At 58.7% G+C, this 19,856-nt stretch carries 14 protein-coding genes, 1 tRNA gene and 1 pseudogene; 3 read left to right on the top strand and 13 right to left on the bottom strand.

Translation table 11 applies throughout. The features are described 5' to 3' along the window. Window positions 1-90: 90 nt before the first annotated feature. The 10 genes and pseudogenes from FPZ52_RS00765 to FPZ52_RS00720 all read right to left on the bottom strand — a co-directional run bounded on the left by FPZ52_RS00765 (window position 91) and on the right by FPZ52_RS00720 (window position 13,321). The gene (locus FPZ52_RS00765; protein WP_146365601.1) at window positions 91-1,050 is read right to left on the bottom strand and encodes a DMT family transporter; all 960 of its coding nucleotides are present in this window, start codon (window positions 1,048-1,050) and stop codon (window positions 91-93) included. Between the two features lie 81 nt (window positions 1,051-1,131). Next, a pseudogene (gene rpoC / locus FPZ52_RS00760) lies at window positions 1,132-5,386 on the bottom strand (DNA-directed RNA polymerase subunit beta'). Between the two features lie 51 nt (window positions 5,387-5,437). After that, window positions 5,438-9,571, bottom strand: a complete 4,134-nt coding sequence (gene rpoB, locus FPZ52_RS00755) for a DNA-directed RNA polymerase subunit beta (RefSeq protein ID WP_146362779.1) — start codon at window positions 9,569-9,571, stop codon at window positions 5,438-5,440. A gap of 244 nt (window positions 9,572-9,815) precedes the next feature. Further along, on the bottom strand, window positions 9,816-10,196 hold the full coding sequence (gene rplL, locus FPZ52_RS00750) for a 50S ribosomal protein L7/L12 (protein ID WP_146362777.1): 381 nt from the start codon (window positions 10,194-10,196) through the stop codon (window positions 9,816-9,818). Between the two features lie 60 nt (window positions 10,197-10,256). Beyond that, window positions 10,257-10,775 carry a 50S ribosomal protein L10 gene (rplJ, locus tag FPZ52_RS00745; RefSeq protein ID WP_146362775.1) on the bottom strand — a complete coding sequence of 173 codons (519 nt, stop codon included), beginning with the start codon at window positions 10,773-10,775 and terminating at the stop codon, window positions 10,257-10,259. A gap of 240 nt (window positions 10,776-11,015) precedes the next feature. Then, window positions 11,016-11,717, bottom strand: coding sequence for a 50S ribosomal protein L1 (gene rplA / locus FPZ52_RS00740; RefSeq protein ID WP_146362772.1), 702 nt, complete (start codon window positions 11,715-11,717; stop codon window positions 11,016-11,018). Window positions 11,718-11,720: 3 nt separating this feature from the next. Further along, the gene (gene rplK, locus FPZ52_RS00735) at window positions 11,721-12,149 is read right to left on the bottom strand and encodes a 50S ribosomal protein L11 (RefSeq protein ID WP_146362770.1); all 429 of its coding nucleotides are present in this window, start codon (window positions 12,147-12,149) and stop codon (window positions 11,721-11,723) included. Window positions 12,150-12,252: 103 nt separating this feature from the next. Further along, on the bottom strand, window positions 12,253-12,786 hold the full coding sequence (nusG, locus tag FPZ52_RS00730; RefSeq protein ID WP_146362768.1) for a transcription termination/antitermination protein NusG: 534 nt from the start codon (window positions 12,784-12,786) through the stop codon (window positions 12,253-12,255). A gap of 165 nt (window positions 12,787-12,951) precedes the next feature. Further along, window positions 12,952-13,149, bottom strand: a complete 198-nt coding sequence (gene secE / locus FPZ52_RS00725) for a preprotein translocase subunit SecE (RefSeq protein WP_146362766.1) — start codon at window positions 13,147-13,149, stop codon at window positions 12,952-12,954. Window positions 13,150-13,245: 96 nt separating this feature from the next. Then, window positions 13,246-13,321 (bottom strand) — tRNA-Trp (locus FPZ52_RS00720). A 137-nt stretch (window positions 13,322-13,458) separates the two neighbouring features. Here FPZ52_RS00720 and FPZ52_RS00715 point away from each other — a divergent pair. Continuing rightward, window positions 13,459-13,884 carry a DUF1801 domain-containing protein gene (locus tag FPZ52_RS00715; RefSeq protein WP_146362764.1) on the top strand — a complete coding sequence of 142 codons (426 nt, stop codon included), beginning with the start codon at window positions 13,459-13,461 and terminating at the stop codon, window positions 13,882-13,884. 65 nt (window positions 13,885-13,949) lie between these two features. Here FPZ52_RS00715 and tuf read toward each other — a convergent pair whose 3' ends face one another. From tuf to parC, 3 genes are all read right to left on the bottom strand, one after another. Beyond that, window positions 13,950-15,125, bottom strand: coding sequence for an elongation factor Tu (tuf, locus tag FPZ52_RS00710; protein WP_146362762.1), 1,176 nt, complete (start codon window positions 15,123-15,125; stop codon window positions 13,950-13,952). Between the two features lie 78 nt (window positions 15,126-15,203). Continuing rightward, on the bottom strand, window positions 15,204-15,788 hold the full coding sequence (locus FPZ52_RS00705) for a hypothetical protein (protein ID WP_146362760.1): 585 nt from the start codon (window positions 15,786-15,788) through the stop codon (window positions 15,204-15,206). Window positions 15,789-15,871: 83 nt separating this feature from the next. Further along, window positions 15,872-18,109: a DNA topoisomerase IV subunit A gene (gene parC, locus FPZ52_RS00700; protein WP_146362758.1), complete on the bottom strand. Its 2,238-nt coding sequence runs from the start codon at window positions 18,107-18,109 to the stop codon at window positions 15,872-15,874. Window positions 18,110-18,285: 176 nt separating this feature from the next. Here parC and FPZ52_RS00695 point away from each other — a divergent pair, with 176 nt between their 5' ends. Both FPZ52_RS00695 and FPZ52_RS00690 read left to right on the top strand, forming a co-directional pair. Next, complete coding sequence (locus tag FPZ52_RS00695) at window positions 18,286-18,969, top strand: SH3 domain-containing protein (RefSeq protein WP_146362756.1); 684 nt, start codon at window positions 18,286-18,288, stop codon at window positions 18,967-18,969. A 59-nt stretch (window positions 18,970-19,028) separates the two neighbouring features. Further along, window positions 19,029-19,856: an SDR family NAD(P)-dependent oxidoreductase gene (locus FPZ52_RS00690; protein WP_146362754.1), complete on the top strand. Its 828-nt coding sequence runs from the start codon at window positions 19,029-19,031 to the stop codon at window positions 19,854-19,856.

The following is a 19,856-nucleotide window of genomic DNA, read 5'->3' as shown; positions in this document are numbered from 1 at the left end:
AATTCAGATTGAACGGATTACACCCGTCCGATTGCGGGGCATATAGACAGAGTCGCGGGGGGTGTCAACAGCAGCCGCGGGTTTTGCCCCCTACTCGCCCGGTTGCTCGGCATGATCACTGTGTAACGCCACGTTATCGGGCTGGGCAGGTGCGACGGAGCACTGCTCCGCAAGTTGCAGCCGACTGACTTTGCGCTCGCGATAGAAGGTATAGATTCCGGTCGCGACGACGATCGAGGCACCCAGCATCGTTGGAAACGCAGGCCATTCGCCAAACACGATGAACCCCATTGCAAGCGCCCACAACATACCAGTGTAGCGGAACGGGGCGACGAATCCAATCTCGCCGATCCGCATGACCTCGATGCTCAGGATATATCCGCCGATAATCAGCAAAGAGGAGCCGGTGATCTGCAGCATGGCCTTCACCGACATGCTTTGCCAAGGATCGAGCGGGCTAAGGACCAAGCCCAGAACCATGACCCCGACGGACGCATAGAAGGCCACCGACAGCGACGGAACATCCTCGGTCAGCCCGCGCGTGACCAGATCGCGAAGCGTCACCGACAGGACCGCGGCCAGCGCAAACAGCGCATAGATGTTGAACCCCTCCGGACCAGGTCGAACGATCAGCATCACACCCACGAAGCCAACCAGAATGGCGGCGATCCGGCGCCAGCCCAATGGCTCACCCATGAACAGGGCACCCGCCAAAGTCACCACCAGCGGCAATGCCTGCAGGATCGCGGTGGCGTTCGCCAAAGGCATGTTGAACAGCGCGGAAATGAAGAAGTATGCAGCCAGCACTTCGCCTAGCGTGCGCAGCCCCACCAGCACGGAGTTGCGCGTACCCATATGAAGCCGCAATGCGCCGGTAGCATAGGCCCAGATGCCAATGACAACACCGGACATTCCGCCGCGAATGAACAGGGCCTGTCCAATAGGTATCTCGTCGGAAACTGCCTTCATGCAGGTATCGTTCAGCGTGAAGCACGCCATGGCAAGCGTCATCAGGCCAGCGGCCCGCATATTGTCAGAGGCCGAAACCATCGCCACCCCATATGTCCGAAAGTCGGGGCAAATGAAAACCCCCGCACAATGGCGGGGGTTTTCGTCAGATTGTCAAGCGCATCAGTCGCGGTTGTTTTCCGGGGTGTCCACGAAAACGTCCGCAGCGGTGTCGTCTCCGAATACATCGCCCAGACCGCTTTCTTCCGGCCCGGCAAGTGCAAGAGCGGCCTGCGCCTCTTCCTGCTTCTGCTCGATGACCTTGGAATCGCGCTCCGTGGCAATGCGGCGTACGCGCTGCGTGGCACCACCGGTACCGGCAGGGATCAGACGTCCCACGATGACGTTCTCTTTCAGGCCGACCAGCTTGTCCCGTTTGCCCTGAACCGAAGCTTCGGTCAGAACGCGGGTGGTTTCCTGGAACGACGCCGCAGAGATGAACGACCGCGTCTGCAAGGATGCTTTCGTGATACCCAGCAGGATCGGTTCGGCCTCGGCCGGACGACGACCGTCCTTGAGCGCCTTGGCGTTCATTTCGTCCAGCTCGGCCTTGTCAACATGCTCACCCTTCAGCAGCGTGGTCTCGCCACTGTCGAGGATCTCCCACTTCTGCAGCATCTGCCGCACGATCACCTCGATGTGCTTGTCGTTGATCTTCACGCCCTGCAGTCGGTAAACGTCCTGCACCTCGTCGATCAGGTAGTCGGCCAGCGCCTCGATCCCCATGATCCGCAGGATGTCGTGCGGCGCGGGGTTGCCATCCATGATGTAGTCGCCCTTCTGGACGAAATCGCCCTCGACAACCGGGGATGTGCTTGCCCTTGGGCACCATGTATTCGACCGGTTCCAGCGTGTCGTCTGCTGGCTCGATCGAGATACGGCGCTTGTTCTTGTAGTCCTTGCCGAAGCGGACATAGCCGTCGATCTCCGCGATGATTGCGTGATCTTTCGGGCGACGTGCTTCGAACAGTTCGGCCACACGCGGCAGACCACCGGTGATGTCCTTCGTCTTGGCACCTTCGCGCGGGATACGCGCGACAACGTCGCCGGCCTTGATTGGCGCGCCCTCTTCCACCGACAAAATCGCATCGACGGACATCGGATAGCTGACCGGGTTGCCCGCATCATTGCGAACCGGCTCACCATTCTCATCCATGATTATGACTTCCGGCTTCAGATCGTTACCTTTCGGCGCGGAGCGCCAATCAGACACGATCTTCTGAGTCATACCGGTCGCATCGTCGGTGTCTTCGCGAACGGAGACGCCCGAGATCAGATCGACGAAACGCGCCGCACCGTCCTTCTCGGCGATGATCGGCAAGGTATATGGGTCCCATTCAAACAGCTTGTCACCACGTGCAACGGTTGCCCCGTCCTTGACGAAGATGCGGGTACCATAACCGACCTTGAAACTTGCACGCTCTTCGCCGTCGTCACCATTGATGACGACCTGCATGTTGCGCCCGATGACGATCTGATCGCCAGCTTCGTTGAGTAGGATATTGGCGTTGCGGAACGCGATTTTGCCGTCCTGACCAGCTTCCTGGAAGGACTGCTGGCCACCTTGCGCAATACCGCCGATGTGGAAGGTCCGCATTGTCAGCTGCGTGCCCGGCTCACCGATCGACTGCGCCGCGATGATACCAACGGCTTCGCCACGGTTCACCAACGTGCCGCGTGCAAGGTCACGACCATAGCACATAGCGCAGACGCCCTCATCCGCCTCACAGGTCAGTGGGCTACGGATCCGCATCTTCTGGATGTTGGCCGCTTCGATCCTGTCGGCGGTGCGTTCGTCGATCAGTTCGTTCTTGGCAACCAGCACTTCATCCGTACCAGGCTTCAGTACATCATCGGCCGCGACACGACCAAGGATACGCTCGCCCAGCGTTGCCACGACCTCACCGTCATTAACAGCCGCCTCTGCGGTGATCGCGTTTTCAGTACCGCAATCATGCTCGCGCACGATGCAGTCCTGGGCCACGTCCACCAGACGACGAGTCAGGTAACCCGAGTTCGCCGTTTTAAGCGCGGTATCGGCCAGGCCCTTCCGCGCCCCGTGGGTGGAGTTGAAGTACTCCAGCACGGTCAGGCCTTCCTTGAAGTTCGAGATGATCGGCGTCTCGATGATCGACCCGTCTGGCTTGGCCATCAGGCCGCGCATACCGCCGAGCTGCTTCATCTGAGCCGGCGAACCACGCGCCTTGGAGTGGGCCATCATATAGACCGAGTTGGGTTCCTGCTCGACCCCGTCCTCGACACGCATAGCGGAGATATCCGCCATCATCGAGTCGGCAACGTCATCCGAGCACTTCGACCAGGCGTCGATCACCTTGTTGTACTTTTCGCCCTGAGTGATCAGGCCGTCCATGTACTGCTGTTCGAACTCCTTGACCTGCCCGCGGACGTTCTCGACGATATCCCATTTATTGTCGGGAATGACCATGTCGTCCTTACCGAAGGAGATACCAGCCTTGAACGCTTCCTTGAAGCCCAGACCCATGATCTGGTCACAGAAGATCACAGACTCTTTCTGACCACAGTAGCGGTAAACAGTGTCGATGACCTGCTGAACCTCGCCCTTACGCAGCAGACGGTTCACCAGATCGAACGGTGCCTTCGCGTTGAGCGGCAGCAGATTGCCCAAGCGAATTCGTCCCGGAGTGGTTTCGAAGCGCTTGTAGACTTCGTTGCCCTCTTCGTCGATCTGCTTGATCCGCGCGGTGACTTTGGCGTGCATATGCACTTCACCAGCGTCCAGCGCATGCTGCACCTCGTCCACGTCAGCGAACGCCATGCCCTCGCCCTTCATGCCTTGGCGCATCAGCGAGACATAATAGAGACCAAGCACCATGTCCTGCGACGGAACGATGATCGGCGCACCGTTGGCGGGCGACAGAACGTTGTTCGTCGACATCATCAGGACACGCGCTTCCAACTGTGCCTCAAGGCTCAGCGGGACGTGAACAGCCATCTGGTCGCCGTCGAAGTCTGCGTTAAAGGCGGAACATACCAGCGGGTGAAGCTGGATCGCCTTGCCTTCGATCAGTACCGGCTCGAACGCCTGAATACCCAAACGGTGCAGCGTCGGTGCACGGTTCAGCATCACCGGATGTTCGCGGATCACCTCGTCGAGGATATCCCACACTTCGGGACGCTCTTTCTCGACCAGCTTCTTCGCCTGCTTGACAGTCGAAGAATAGCCCTTCGCTTCCAGTCGCGAATAGATGAACGGCTTGAACAGTTCCAGCGCCATCTTCTTCGGCAGACCGCACTGATGCAGTTTCAGTTCCGGACCGGTCACAATGACCGAACGGCCCGAGAAATCGACCCGCTTACCCAGAAGGTTCTGACGGAAACGGCCCTGCTTGCCCTTCAGCATATCGCTGAGCGATTTCAGTGGACGACGGTTGGCACCCGTGATGACACGGCCGCGACGACCATTGTCGAACAGCGCATCAACGGATTCCTGCAACATCCGCTTTTCGTTGCGGACGATGATGTCGGGTGCGCGAAGTTCGATCAAGCGCTTCAGGCGGTTGTTCCGGTTGATCACCCGACGATACAGATCGTTGAGATCAGACGTCGCGAAGCGGCCACCATCCAGCGGCACCAGCGGGCGCAGCTCCGGCGGAATGACCGGGATCACCGTCATGATCATCCATTCCGGACGGTTGCGGGATTCGATGAAGTTCTCGATGATCTTCAGACGCTTGATGATCTTCTTCGGCTTCAGCTCGCCGGTCGCTTCCTTGAGGTCTTCGCGCAGCTGCGCTGCTTCGGCTTCAAGATCGATCTGGGACAGCATCTCGCGGATGGCTTCCGCACCGATACCGGCGGTGAAAGCGTCCGCACCGTAGGCGTCCTGGGCGTCGAGGTATTCTTCCTCGGTCATCAGATCGCCATAGGTCAGGTCGGTAAGACCCGGCTCGATCACGACGTAGTTCTCGAAGTAGAGAATACGTTCCAGGTCGCGCAGGGTCATGTCCAGCATCAGGCCGATGCGGGACGGAAGCGACTTCAGAAACCAGATATGCGCAACAGGCGCGGCCAATTCGATGTGGCCCATGCGTTCGCGGCGAACCTTTTGCAGCGTGACTTCCACACCGCATTTCTCGCAGACGACGCCGCGATACTTCATCCGCTTGTACTTGCCGCACAGACATTCGTAGTCCTTGATTGGACCAAAAATACGGGCACAGAACAGACCGTCACGCTCGGGCTTGAACGTGCGGTAGTTGATGGTTTCCGGCTTCTTGATCTCGCCATAGGACCAGCTGAGGATCCGTTCGGGCGAGGCAAGGCTGACCTTGATCTCATCGAATTGCTTCGGCGGGGTCAGCGGGTTGAACGGGTTGTTCGTAAGTTCCTGGTTCATTGCGTGTTCCTTAACAGAGGGGATGGGTTAACCAAGGGCGCTTTCGCGCCTTCAGTCTTCCTCCGCATCCAGGAGTTCCATGTTCAGGCCGAGGCCGCGGACTTCCTTCACCAGAACGTTGAACGATTCGGGCACACCGGCCTCGAAATTGTCCTCGCCCTTGACGATGGATTCGTAGACCTTCGTCCGTCCTGCAACGTCGTCCGACTTGACCGTCAGCATTTCCTGCAGGGTGTATGCAGCACCGTAAGCTTCCAGAGCCCAGACCTCCATTTCCCCGAAACGCTGGCCGCCGAACTGCGCCTTGCCACCCAGCGGCTGCTGTGTAACCAGGCTGTACGGACCGGTCGAACGCGCGTGGATCTTGTCGTCCACCAGGTGATGCAGTTTCAGCAGATACTTGATCCCGACCGTAACCGGGCGCGCGAACTGCTCGCCGGTCCGACCGTCATACAGCACCGACTGACCGGATTCACTGAAACCGGCACGTGTAAGCGCATCGTTGATGTCAGCCTCTTTGGCGCCGTCGAAAACCGGGGTTGCGATTGGCACACCACGGGTAACGTTGCCAGCAGCTTCCGCCAGTTGGTCGTCATCCATACCCTCGATGCCCTCAGCATAGACGTCATCGCCGTAAGCGATTTTCATCGCGTCACGAACGGGCGACATATCACCGGTACGGCGATAAGACTGAAGCGCCTCGTCGATCTGGATACCCAGACCACGGCTTGCCCAACCCATATGGGTTTCGAGGATCTGACCGACGTTCATCCGCGACGGCACGCCGAGCGGGTTCAGCACGAAGTCGACGGGGGTGCCGTCTTGCAGGAACGGCATGTCCTCCATCGGAACGACCTTGGAGATGACACCCTTGTTCCCGTGACGACCGGCCATCTTGTCGCCCGGCTGAAGCTTGCGCTTCACGGCAACGAAAACCTTAACCATCTTCATCACACCCGGGGGCAGGTCATCGCCACGACGGACTTTTTCGACCTTGTCCTCGAAGCGTGCGTTCAACTGGCGCTTCTGAGCGTCGTACTGGGCATTCAGCGCTTCGACCTGTTTGGCTTCGGCTTCTTCTTCAAGCGCGAGCTGCCACCACTGACCGCGCGAGAGACCTTCCAGCAGATCCTCGGTGATCTCGGATCCGGCTTTCACGCCTTTCGGGCCTTTGACAGCGGTTTTGCCAAGGATCATGGACTTCAGACGCGCGTAGATGTTGCGGTCGAGGATCGCCAACTCATCGTCCCGGTCACGGGCCAGACGCTCAACTTCCTCACGCTCGATCTGAATCGCACGTTCGTCTTTTTCAACACCGTGGCGGTTGAAGACGCGCACCTCGACGATCGTTCCGTAGTCACCCGGCGGCAAACGCAGCGACGTGTCACGGACATCCGAGGCTTTTTCACCGAAGATAGCGCGCAGAAGCTTTTCTTCCGGCGTCATCGGGCTTTCGCCCTTGGGGGTGATCTTGCCCACCAGGATGTCGCCCGGCCCGACTTCGGCACCGATAGCAACGACACCCGCTTCGTCGAGGTTGCGCAGGGCTTCCTCGCCGACATTGGGGATGTCGCGGGTAATCTCCTCCGGCCCGAGTTTCGTGTCACGCGCGGCGACTTCAAATTCCTCGATATGGATCGAGGTAAACACGTCATCGCGGGTAATCCGCTCGGAGATCAGAATGGAGTCTTCGTAGTTATAACCATTCCACGGCATGAAGGCGACACAGACGTTCTTGCCGAGCGCCAGTTCACCCATATCGGTGGACGGGCCATCCGCCAGAACCTCACCCTTCTGAACCTTGTCACCTACTTTCACCAACGGACGCTGGTTGATGCAGGTATTCTGGTTCGAGCGCTGGAACTTGCGCATCCGGTAGATATCAACGCCCGGATCGCCAGGCTCCAGATTGTCGGTGGCGCGCACAACGATACGCGTCGCATCAACCTGATCGATAATCCCGCCACGCTTGGCCATGATCGAAGCACCAGAATCGCGCGCGACGACCTGTTCGATACCCGTGCCCACCAGTGGTGCTTCTGCCTGAAGCAGTGGCACAGCCTGACGTTGCATGTTCGAGCCCATCAGAGCGCGGTTGGCGTCGTCGTTTTCGAGGAACGGGATGAGTGATGCAGCAACCGAAACCAGCTGTTTCGGTGATACGTCGATCAGGTCCACGTTTTCGTTCGGTGCTAGTGTATATTCGCCAGATTGGCGAGTAGACACAAGGTCGTTGATGAACTTGCCGCCTTCGTCGAGATTGGCGTTCGCCTGTGCCACGGTGTGACGCATCTCTTCGGTCGCGGACATGTAGTGAACTTCGTCCGTTACCTGCCCTTCCTTGACCACGCGATACGGTGTCTCGATGAAACCGTACTTGTTTACGCGGGCATAGGTGGCAAGGCTGTTGATCAGACCAATGTTCGGACCTTCCGGCGTCTCGATCGGACACATGCGGCCGTAATGGGTCGGGTGCACGTCACGCACCTCGAAGCCCGCACGCTCACGCGTCAGACCGCCCGGTCCAAGCGCGGACAAGCGCCGCTTGTGCGTCACTTCCGACAGCGGGTTGGTCTGGTCCATGAACTGCGACAGCTGCGACGAACCGAAGAATTCACGAACGGCAGCAGCAGCCGGTTTCGCGTTGATCAAATCCTGCGGCATGACCGTGTCGATTTCGACAGAAGACATGCGTTCCTTGATCGCGCGCTCCATGCGGAGCAACCCAACGCGGTACTGGTTTTCCATCAGTTCGCCGACCGAACGCACACGACGGTTGCCGAGGTGGTCGATATCGTCGATTTCGCCCTTGCCGTCACGCAGCTCGACCAGCGCCTTGATACAGGCGACGATGTCTTCTTTGCGCAGCGTACGTTGGGTATCTTCAGCGTCCAGTGCCAGGCGCATGTTCATTTTCACGCGACCGACGGCGGAAAGGTCATAACGCTCGGAATCGAAGAACAGCGTGTCGAACAGCGCAGAGGCGGCTTCGACGGTCGGCGGCTCGCCCGGACGCATGACCCGGTAGATGTCCATGAGCGCGGTTTCACGACCCATGTTCTTGTCCTGCGCCATGGTGTTGCGCATGTATGGACCGACATTAACATTGTCGATGTCGAGGACCGGGATATCGGTGATGCCAGCGTCCAGCAGTTCTTTCAGCGAACCGCCGGTAACTTCACCGTCCTTGTCCAGTTCCCAAGTCAGTTCGTCACCAGCTTCTACGAAGATCGCACCGGTTTCTTCGTCGATAATGTCCTTGGCGACATATTTGCCGACAATCCGGTCAAACGGGACGAGGATATCCGTCACCTTACCTTCGTCGATCAGTTGCTTGACCGCGCGTGGGGTAACCTTCTTGCCAGCTTCGGCAATGACTTCACCAGTCGCGGCGTCGACCAGGTCATAGGGCGGGCGGGTACCACGAACGCGTTCCGGGAAGAACTTGGTTTTCCAACCGGTCTTGCCTTCCAGCGTGTAGTTTACCGTATCGTAATAGGCATCCATGATGCCTTCCTGATCCAGACCCAGCGCATACAGCAGGGTCGTGACCGGCAGCTTACGGCGACGGTCGATACGGGCAAAGACGATATCTTTTGCGTCGAATTCGAAATCAAGCCAGGAGCCGCGATATGGAATGATACGGCACGCGAACAGCAACTTGCCCGACGAATGGGTTTTGCCCTTGTCGTGATCAAAGAACACGCCGGGCGAACGGTGCATCTGGGACACGATCACGCGCTCGGTCCCGTTCACGATGAACGTCCCGTTCGGTGTCATCAGGGGCATGTCGCCCATGAACACGTCTTGTTCCTTGATGTCCTTCACCGATTTCGCGCCGGTGTCTTCATCGACATCAAATACGATCAAACGCAACGTCACCTTCAGCGGCGCGCTGTAAGTCATGTCGCGTTGCTGGCATTCTTCAACGTCGTATTTAGGCTTTTCAAGCTCGTATTTCACGAACTCAAGAACGGAGGTCTCATTGAAATCCTTGATCGGGAAAACCGATTGGAACACGCCCATGATGCCTTCGCCATCGGTGGGCTGTTCAGCATCACCAGAGCGGAGAAACAGGTCGTAAGAAGATTTCTGAACCTCGATGAGGTTCGGCATCTCAAGGACTTCCTTGATCTTGCCGTAGTATTTGCGGAGTCGTTTCTGGCCGAGGTAGGTCTGAGCCATGCGCTTCGTCACCTTTCGTTTCTCACATGCGCATCGGCCGCCGGGGCTACGGCGATGCACCGTTGAAACAGGGGGGCCGGTCTATGCCCGGTGCCCTTCCCAGGGGGCACCTCCCGACCTTGCCCGCACCCTAGGAAAATGCCCAAGCCATTCGGGCACTTTCCAAGACGCGGATAGCTGGACCCGAAAAATCTTCGGGCCCAGCCATTCTTGAACGGGTCGAACCTGATCGGTTCGCTCCCGATTACTTCAGCTCTACCTCGGCGCCAACGGCTTCGAGTTTTGCTTTGATGTCTTCGGCTTCTGCCTTGTCGACGCCTTCTTTCAGCGCTTTGCCACCGGCTTCGACTAGTTCCTTGGCTTCTTTCAGGCCCAGGCCCGTGATGCCGCGAACCTCTTTGATGACCTTGATTTTCTCGCCACCGGCGGATTTCAGGATCACGTCGAATTCGGTTTGCTCTTCAGCAGCAGCGCCACCGGCGTCGCCAGCAGGACCAGCCATCATGACAGCGCCACCAGCAGCAGGCTCGATGCCGTATTCGTCTTTCAGGATGGTTTTCAGTTCTTGGGCTTCGAGAAGCGTCAGACCAACGATCTCTTCAGCAAGTTTTTTCAGATCAGCCATTTCACTGTTTCCGTATAATTAGATGTGTTCCAACGTGCAGGTGTCAACCCCACGCGGTTCTCAAGCGGCTTCCGCACGCTCCTCGATTGTCGAAAGGATGCTCGCGATGTTCGAAGCAGGCGCGCCAATTGCGCCGGCGATGTTGGAGGCAGGTGCGCCGATGCAGCCAACGATGGAGGCAATAAGCTCCTCGCGGGACGGCATAGCAGCGACCGACTTAACACCAGCCGGATCAAGGGCCGTATCACCCATTGCACCGCCAAGAATGACAAGCTTGTCATTCTCTTTGGCAAATCCGTCAACCACCTTGGCAGCAGCCACTGGGTCTTCGGAATAGGACAATACGGTCATGCCCGTGAGAAGGTCACCGATGCTTTCGCATGGCTTGCCCTCAAGGGCGATCTTGGCGAGCTTGTTCTTGGCGACGCGAACGGACCCACCTGCTTCGCGCATGCGCGCACGCAGATCCTGCATTTCGGCAACCGTGAGACCCGCGTAGTGGGCAACCACTACAACGCCAGAGCTTTCAAAGATCTGGCCGAGTTCGTCGACCAATTTCTCTTTCTGGGCTCTATCCACAGTTTCACTCCAAGTTTGAGAGGTTTCCCTCTCGGCTCACAATAGCCGGGACTTACCGGCGTTCGGGTCCATCAGGGTCCCGAGCAGATCGCCCGAGGGCACGGCCCTCAGAGAAATGTCTCGTTCCCCATCTCAGGAAGGCAATGATTAAGAGCTTTCGCTCACCCTCCTTCTCGGACAGGTCGGGGCGTTTCCGCCCCGCCACCCGCCGCACCCTGGGATGCAGCGAATTTCTTACACTCAGCCGGCCGAAGCAGCCGAATCCACATTAATCGACACGCCCGGACCCATGGTCGAGCTGATGGCGATCTTTTTCATGTAGGAACCTTTCGCGCCAGTCGGCTTGGCTTTTGCTACAGCTTCGACAAATGCACGAATGTTTTCAATCAGTTTGGCCTCATCAAAGGATGCTTTGCCAACGCCGGCGTGAACAACGCCTGCTTTTTCAGCTTTGAACTGAACCTGGCCACCCTTCGCGTCCTTGACTGCCTGAGCGACATCCATGGTCACCGTGCCGACCTTCGGGTTCGGCATCAAGTTGCGCGGGCCGAGCACTTTACCCAGACGACCGACAACCGGCATCATGTCCGGAGTAGCGATGCAACGATCAAAGTCGATCGTGCCGCCCTGAACGATTTCCATCAGGTCTTCGGCACCAACGATATCCGCACCGGCTTCCTTGGCTTCTTCAGCCTTCGGGCCACGTGCGAACACGGCGACACGAACGTCTTTGCCCGTACCGTTCGGCAGGCTGACGACACCGCGGACCATCTGGTCTGCGTGGCGCGGATCAACACCCAGGTTCATTGAGATTTCGACGGTTTCGTCGAACTTGGCCGTGGCGTTGCCTTTGACCAGCGCGACAGCTTCTTCGACCGTCAGGTTTTCTTTGCCGGCGAAAGCTTCGCGTGCGGCTTTGGTGCGTTTTGCAAGCTTAGCCATGACTTAACCTTTCACCTCGATACCCATGGAACGGGCGGAGCCGAGGATGATTTTCATCGCGCCTTCGACGTCGTTGGCGTTCAGATCTTTCATCTTGGCTTCAGCGATCTCGCGCACCTGAGCAACGGTGACGTGACCCGCGACTTCCCGCGACGGGGTGCTAGCACCGGATTTCAGCTTCGCGGCCTTCTTCAGGTAATAAGACGCAGGCGGCGTCTTGATGTCCATGGTGAAGGACTTGTCCTGATAGTAGGTGATCACGGTGGGACACGGCGCACCGGGCTCCATGTCCTGCGTCTTGGCGTTGAACGCCTTGCAGAATTCCATGATGTTGATGCCGCGCTGACCCAACGCCGGACCTACGGGCGGCGACGGGTTGGCTTGTCCGGCGGGGACCTGAAGCTTCATCGTCCCGGCAAGTTTCTTGGCCATTGGCCTTCTCCTTCATTCAACTGCCACGCCGGCGCGTCCAGCGGGCTCAAGTCGCGTGGTTCGACGTGGCGGGCGCGCCCGCCGTGCCTCCCACGATTGCCACTCAGCTCTGCTTGGTGACCTGAGTGTATTCCAGCTCGACCGGTGTTTCCCGGCCAAAGATCGAGACCGTTACCTTCAGGCGCTGGTTCTCGTCGTCCACTTCCTCGACCATCCCGTCGAAATCTTCGAACGGGCCATCGTTGACCTTGACCTTCTCGCCGATCTCGAAATGGATCAGCGTGCGCGGCTGGCTTTCGCCCTCTTCCACGCGATTCAGGATCTGGTTCACCTCGTCATCGCGCATCGGCATCGGTCGGCCTTGCGGACCGAGGAACCCGGTCACCCGGTTGATCGAATTGATCAGGTGATAGCCCCGATCGCTCATTTCCATACGCACCAGGACATAGCCCGGCATAAACCGGCGCTCGGCGGTGACTTTCTTGCCCCGGCGCACTTCGATGACCTCTTCGGTCGGCACCAGAACCTCTTCAATCTCGTCCTCCAGACCCTTTTCAGCGACAGATGTACGGATCTGCTCGGCGATCTTCTTCTCGAAATTCGAGAGAACGCTGACCGAATACCACCGTTTCGCCATATCTCGTCGCCTCACTTAGTCAAAGGTGCCTGTCGTTTCCATGTTCGCCGGAACAAAAAGCGGCGTGCAAATCGAATCATTGCACGCCTTGCGCCGGAAAACACAGCGTGTGCTAGTCCCTCAGGCCCGAAATGACAAGCCCGAATTGGGGGAAGCGCGTCGAACCTAGCCGAAGTAGGTCAGAACCAGCTGCAGGCCGCTGCGGATAAACCAATCCACGAAAAAGAAGAAAACAGCCGTCAGGGATGCGAGCACGAACACCATGGCCGTGGTCAGCATCGTCTCACGACGGGTGGGCCAGACGATCTTGGCGATCTCGCCACGGGTCTGCTGGATAAACTGAAGCGGATTGGTCGTCGCCATGCTGCGTTGGTCCTTGTCTCGCAATAGGCGGTTAATATGACTGCAAGCGCAGGGTTTCAACCCTTACGCAACGAGTCACGCCACAATGTATGAAACTGGCAGGGGTTGAGGGACTCGAACCCACGACCCTCGGTTTTGGAGACCGATGCTCTACCAACTGAGCTAAACCCCTAGGCCGGTGCGCTGAATAGGACGGATTGCCGTGGGCTTCAAGCGGATTCGGCATCTTTCTATGCGGCAAGGCTGTTGTCGGCTAAGGTAACGGCACATGCCGCCGAACCCCTACATTGCCGATCCCGGGGAACCTGGATGAACGACACGAACCAACATGCGCCGGACTTTGCCAATAGCGCCGTAGAATCGGCATTTGCCGCCTTTTCCGCCATCGTGCGACCCCAACTCCTGCAACTGAGACAGCTCGTCTTCGATACCGCCTTGCAGCTTCCGCAGGTCGGACGAATCGATGAGACGCTGAAATGGGGTCAGCCTGCCTACCTGACGCCGGACACACGAAGTGGCTCGACGATCCGCCTGGGCACGCCGAAAGAGGGTGGCTTTGCACTATACACACATTGCCAGACGACACTGATCGCTGACTTTCGGCATCTCGCCGGAGATGCCTTCCGATATGACGGAAACCGCGCAGTCGTGTTTGAAGGCAACGAAGAGCCGCCGCTCGACTTGCTTCGACCATTGGTGGCCAGCGCGCTGACCTATCATTTGAAGAGCCGCTGACGGTTCACCCGGCGAACAGAAAAGGGCGCCATTGGCGCCCTCTCCAAAACCCGTGAAGGTCTTTGTTACTCGATGATTTTGCTGACGACGCCGGCGCCGACGGTGCGGCCGCCTTCGCGGATGGCGAAGCGCAGGCCGTTTTCCATCGCGATCGGGGCAATCAGTTCAACCGAGAACGAAACGTTGTCGCCCGGCATCACCATTTCCGTGCCCTCAGCCAGCGTCACCGTGCCGGTCACGTCCGTCGTGCGGAAGTAGAACTGCGGACGGTAGTTGGCGAAGAACGGCGTGTGGCGACCACCTTCATCCTTCGTCAGGATGTAGGCTTCGGCTTCGAACTTGGTGTGCGGCGTCACCGAACCCGGCTTACACAGAACCTGGCCACGCTCGACGCCTTCACGGTCGATACCACGCAGAAGCGCACCGATGTTGTCGCCGGCTTCACCGCGGTCAAGCAGCTTGCGGAACATCTCGACACCCGTGCAGGTCGTCTTCTTCGTGTCGCGGATACCGACGATTTCGATCTCGTCGCCAACGTTGATCACGCCACGCTCGACACGGCCGGTCACAACGGTGCCGCGACCGGAAATCGAGAACACGTCCTCGATCGGCATCAGGAACGGCTGGTCAACGGCACGCTCGGGCGTGTCGATGTAGTCATCAACAGCCGCCATCAGTTCGCGGATCTTGTTCTCGCCGATTTCCGGGTTGTTGCCTTCCATCGCCGCCAGAGCCGAACCCGCGATGATCGGAATATCGTCGCCCGGGTAGTCGTAGCTGGACAGAAGTTCACGAACTTCCATCTCGACCAGCTCAAGCAGCTCTTCGTCATCAACCTGGTCAACCTTGTTCAGGAATACGACCATCTTCGGGATGCCAACCTGGCGGCCCAGAAGAATGTGTTCGCGCGTCTGCGGCATCGGGCCGTCTGCGGCGTTCACAACCAGAATCGCGCCGTCCATCTGCGCAGCACCCGTGATCATGTTCTTGACGTAGTCGGCGTGGCCGGGGCAGTCGACGTGTGCGTAGTGACGGTTGTCCGTCTCGTATTCCACGTGAGCCGTCGAGATCGTGATCCCGCGGGCTTTCTCTTCCGGCGCGCCGTCGATCTGGTCGTAAGCGCGGAAGTCCCCGAAGTATTTCGTGATCGCAGCAGTCAGCGTCGTCTTACCATGGTCAACATGGCCAATCGTGCCAATGTTCACGTGCGGCTTCGTACGCTCAAACTTTGCTTTTGCCATGTTGAGGCGCCTTTCCTTGGAATTATCACATGTGCCTGTTCAACAACGCGGGCTCGTTACCGAGCGCCGCAGGAAAAATCAAGCGCCTGATGCAGGCTCCGCTATCGGCGTGACATCATTGGGCGATCCATCGAACCATTGCGGGTTGTCCCGCAGCCATTCAAGGATCTCGCCCGCCGCATTTTCGGCCAGTTCGCGGACCTGTTCGTCACGCGATTTGGTGATGCCGGAACTGACGATATTACCCGCCGAGAGGCTTTCCAGCACGATGATCTGCTTGGCTTCTTCCAGCAGCTTGCCGCCCGCGGCGTCATCCCAGATGTTTACCGAAAGACCCAATGTCGATTTGGGCGCGGCGATTACGGGAATTCCTGGCTGTGCCACAACGTAGCCCTGCACCTTGATCGCGATGTGGTAGTAGCGGTCCCCGGAAAAGCCTGAGAATTGACGAGCCACTGCGTCTTCCATCGCGGTTTCCCATTCTTCGTCAGACACTTTGCGTGACAACGCGCCCATGGTCGGATTATCGACAACCGTAATGTTGTGACCAAGGCGGAAATCACCCAGTGGTTCCAGATCCTCGAACCCTTCCGGCGGTGCACCACAGGCGGACAGGATGGCGGCAAACGCCAGAACGGCAGGCAATCGAAGTAGCTTCAGCATGGGCAGTCTGTAGTCCTTTCCCCGTGGTTGACTTGGCCTAGCCGATGCGACGAACACAAACAATCACCTGCAGGGACAACTGATCAATCCGTGAACTTATTGTCACGCGGGAACCCTCGAGGCGCCATGCGACCGGCGCTGGCCCGCTTGCCGTCCCATTCAGCCAGTTCAGGATCATTCACCGTTCGGGTCTTGCCTTCGCCAAAGGTCCATGACAGCCCCTGAGCCCGCGTAAACGTCACCGCATCCGTCAGCTTGGTGTCGGCATCCTTGTACTTCTGCAAACGAACGCCCTTGCCCCGGACCATTTCAGGCAGTTCGTCGACGGGGAACACCAAGACCTTCCGGTTCTCACCCACGACGGCGACGTGATCCCCGGAAACAGGGCGACAGATTGCCGCGCGCACAGGATCCCTGACGTTCAGCACCTGTTTGCCGCCACGCGTCTGCGCCTCGACCTCGTCCTGCGCGACAACGAAACCGTTACCCGCCGTGGAGGCCACCAGCAGCTTCTCGCCCGGCTTCATGATGAACAGATCGATGATATCCGCCTCGTTCGGCAGGTCGATCATCAGGCGGACCGGCTCACCCATACCACGCCCACCCGGCAGATTGGCGGCGCTGATCGTGTAGAAACGCCCATTCGATCCGAACAATAACAGCCTGTCCGTCGTTTCAGCGTGGAAGGTAAAGCGGCCTTCATCGCCATCCTTGAACTTGAGCTGCTGATCCAGCGCGATGTGACCCTTCATCGCGCGTATCCAACCCATTTGCGAACAGACGACGGTGATCGGCTCTTTTTCGATCATCGCTTCAAGCGGCACGTCCGCGACCTCAACGGCCTCGGCGAAATCCGTGCGTCGGCGCCCCAGTTCGGTTGACTTGCCAAACCGCTTCTTCACGTCGCGCAACTGCTCCGAAATCTTCGCCCATTGCAGGCCTTCGTCGTCGAGCAGATCCATCAACTCGGACCGTTCCTGCGTCAGGTCGTCATGTTCCTTGCGCAACTCCATCTCTTCGAGGCGTCGCAAGCTGCGCAGGCGCATGTTCAGGATCGCTTCGGCCTGCACGTCGGACAGGTCGAACTCCGCCATCATGACAGACTTGGGTTCGTCCTCGTTGCGAATGATCTCGATCACGCGATCCAGGTTCAGGAAGGCGATCAGATAGCCTTCCAGCACCTCCAGCCGATGGTCGATCTTGCCCAACCGGTTACGCGTGCGACGCAGCAGCACCTCGCGGCGATGATCCAGGAACGCACGAAGGACCTCCTTGAGCGAACACACCTTCGGCGTGCGCCCGTCGATCAGCACATTCATGTTCATCGAGAAGCGGACTTCCAGATCGGACTGCCGGAAGAGCGACGCCATCAAGACGTCTGGATCTACATTCTTGCTGCGTGGTTCCAGCACGATGCGAATGTCATCGGCGGATTCATCGCGCACATCGGCGAGTATCGGCACCTTCTTGGTCTGGATCAACTCGGCCAGCTTTTCAATCAGCTTGGACTTCTGGACCTGATAAGGGATTTCCAGAACGACAACCTGCCACTGTCCGCGCCCCAGATCCTCGATCCGCCACTTCGACTGCAGACGGAACGCGCCGCGCCCGGTGCGGTAGGTTTCAAGGATCGACTCACGCGGCTCGACAATGACACCGCCGGTGGGAAAATCCGGGCCAGTGACGTAATTCACCAGCGTATCGTCGCGCGCGTCCGGCGTCTTGATCAGGTGCTGGCAGGCGTCGCAAAGTTCTTCGATATTGTGCGGCGGGATATTCGTGGCCATTCCCACCGCAATCCCGCTGGACCCGTTCGCCAGGAGATTCGGAAATGCGGCAGGCAACACGACGGGTTCTTGAAGCGTTCCGTCATAGTTTTCACGAAAATCGACGGTATCGTCGTTCAGGCCTTCCAATAGCGCCTCGGCCGCTGCGGTCATCCGCGCTTCGGTGTACCGGCTGGCGGCAGGGTTATCACCGTCGATATTGCCGAAGTTGCCCTGCCCATCCACAAGCGGATAGCGGACGTTGAAATCCTGTGCCAACCGCGCGAGCGCGTCATAAATCGCGCCATCACCATGCGGGTGATAGTTCCCCATCACATCGCCGGAAATCTTGGCACATTTGCGGAAGCCGCCATTGGAGCTGAGCTTCAGCTCGCGCATGGCGTACAGAATGCGGCGGTGAACCGGCTTCAGCCCGTCACGCGCGTCCGGCAGCGCACGGTGCATGATCGTCGACAGGGCGTAGGTCAGGTAACGCTGACCAATCGCCCGGCGTAGCGGTTCGGCGTGTTCGGTGGAGCCTTCAGTATCACTCATGTCTTGCTATTAGCGCCAGCGAGGTTCGCGGTAAAGCGGCTCGCGCATCACCTGCGGATATATTCATCACAGTCGCCTGCGGATTCGCGCGCAATCGTCGTATCTGGTATAACCTATGGTAAGGTTGTCTTCCGGCCCCGTTTCCGGCCGAAGATGTAAAGACGACAGGGACAGCCATGGGTTTCAAGCTTACCGTCATTCTGATCGGCGTGATGTTCGCGGTCATGTATTTTAGCCCCGAACCCGATGGCCCGATCTTCAACGAAGAACCCCCTCGCGAACCCGTAGTGGCCCGCGAGCAACCCACTACCGATGATCCCGCGCTACAAACTCAACCGACCGCCACGAGTGATCCGACCCCTCAACCCGAAACGGAGCCAGAAGTGGCAGCGGCCTCCCCGTTTGGGCAACCCACCCCAATCGAGTCGGACGAAGCCGAGCAGCAACCAGATGGCGAGGAAGGATCATTGTCGTCCCTCGCGCTGCAACGGCTTAGCCTTGACGACGGCAACACGGGCGCCGTGTCCTTGGCCGACCGCGTCCGCGAAAACAGCGAACGGGGTATCCTTGCCGGGGTATCGGGCACCACTCCGGTCGATGCCAATGTAGAGGTCGAACAGACGAGTACCGAGCCGAGCGCAACTACACAAGCCGATACCCGCTACGCTCGCGTGTTGGGCACGACGGTCAATCTGCGTGCCGGCCCGTCCACGATTGACCCTGTGCTGGGTCAGGTCGATGCGGGCGACCGCGTCCAACTCCTTGAAGGCGGAGGTAACGGATGGGCAAGAATCGTCAATCCTGACACCGGAAACCCAGTCTATATGTCGAGCCAGTTCCTCGAAATACTCGCACAGTAGTCACCGCTTGCCCGTACCTGTATCCGCCCGTATCAGGGCCATAAGGCATGTGAGGGCAGATGACAGGCAGTATTCTGATCACCGGATGTTCATCCGGCATAGGGCTGGATGCAGCGAGAACTTTGACGAGCCGCGGGTGGACCGTGATTGCGAGCTGCCGCAATCCCGACGACACAGCGCGACTTCGGGCAGAAGGCTTGAACAGCGTCACCTTGGACTATGCCGATCCGGGCAGCGTGGAATCCGGCCTGACCGAAGCGCTTGATCTGACTGGCGGCCGCCTAGACGCATTGTTCAATAACGGTGCTTACGCCATCCCCTGCGCCGTTGAAGACTTGCCCCGCGACGCATTGAAAGAGCTGTTCGAGGCCAATCTTTTCGGCTGGCACGATCTGACAAGGCGCGTTATTCCGGTCATGCGCAGTCAAGGCAGCGGTCGGATCGTGAATTGCTCGTCCGTACTGGGCCTGATACCCGTGAAATGGCGCGGGGCTTATGTCGCCTCGAAGTTCGCGCTGGAAGGCCTGACCGACGTCATGCGGATGGAACTGGCCGAAGATACGTCCATCCATGTCAGCCTGATAGAGCCCGGCCCCATCGGCACGAAATTCCGCGCAAACGCTGCGAAGGCCTTTGAGCGCTGGATCGACTGGGAAAGATCCCCTCGCGCCGCGCAATACCGCGACAGCCTGATCCCACGCCTTTATAGCGACAGGCCCGATAAGCTCCAGCTTGGCCCGGAAGCGGTTACGGCGAAGCTGATCTCTGCGCTCGAAACGCCGCGCCCGAAGCCGCGTTACTATGTGACCACGCCGACCTATATGGCCGGAGCTATGCGGCGGGTGCTGTCAACCCGCGCGATGGACCGCGTGCTGATGCGCCGATAA

Origin of the sequence: Qingshengfaniella alkalisoli, assembly GCF_007855645.1 — a bacterium.
Classification (GTDB): domain Bacteria; phylum Pseudomonadota; class Alphaproteobacteria; order Rhodobacterales; family Rhodobacteraceae; genus Qingshengfaniella; species Qingshengfaniella alkalisoli.
The sequence above is the reverse complement of the archived record's forward strand: the minus strand, read 5'-3'. Positions and strand labels throughout refer to the sequence as shown.

Coding starts and splice junctions, on each gene's coding strand:
- FPZ52_RS00765 (WP_146365601.1), bottom strand. CDS start 1,050: ATGGTTTCGGCCTCTGACAATATGCGGGCCGCTGGCCTGATGACGCTT.
- rpoB (WP_146362779.1), bottom strand. CDS start 9,571: ATGGCTCAGACCTACCTCGGCCAGAAACGACTCCGCAAATACTACGGC.
- rplL (WP_146362777.1), bottom strand. CDS start 10,196: ATGGCTGATCTGAAAAAACTTGCTGAAGAGATCGTTGGTCTGACGCTT.
- rplA (WP_146362772.1), bottom strand. CDS start 11,717: ATGGCTAAGCTTGCAAAACGCACCAAAGCCGCACGCGAAGCTTTCGCC.
- rplK (WP_146362770.1), bottom strand. CDS start 12,149: ATGGCCAAGAAACTTGCCGGGACGATGAAGCTTCAGGTCCCCGCCGGA.
- nusG (WP_146362768.1), bottom strand. CDS start 12,786: ATGGCGAAACGGTGGTATTCGGTCAGCGTTCTCTCGAATTTCGAGAAG.
- secE (WP_146362766.1), bottom strand. CDS start 13,149: ATGGCGACGACCAATCCGCTTCAGTTTATCCAGCAGACCCGTGGCGAG.
- FPZ52_RS00715 (WP_146362764.1), top strand. CDS start 13,459: ATGAACGACACGAACCAACATGCGCCGGACTTTGCCAATAGCGCCGTA.
- tuf (WP_146362762.1), bottom strand. CDS start 15,125: ATGGCAAAAGCAAAGTTTGAGCGTACGAAGCCGCACGTGAACATTGGC.
- FPZ52_RS00705 (WP_146362760.1), bottom strand. CDS start 15,788: ATGCTGAAGCTACTTCGATTGCCTGCCGTTCTGGCGTTTGCCGCCATC.
- parC (WP_146362758.1), bottom strand. CDS start 18,109: ATGAGTGATACTGAAGGCTCCACCGAACACGCCGAACCGCTACGCCGG.
- FPZ52_RS00695 (WP_146362756.1), top strand. CDS start 18,286: ATGGGTTTCAAGCTTACCGTCATTCTGATCGGCGTGATGTTCGCGGTC.
- FPZ52_RS00690 (WP_146362754.1), top strand. CDS start 19,029: ATGACAGGCAGTATTCTGATCACCGGATGTTCATCCGGCATAGGGCTG.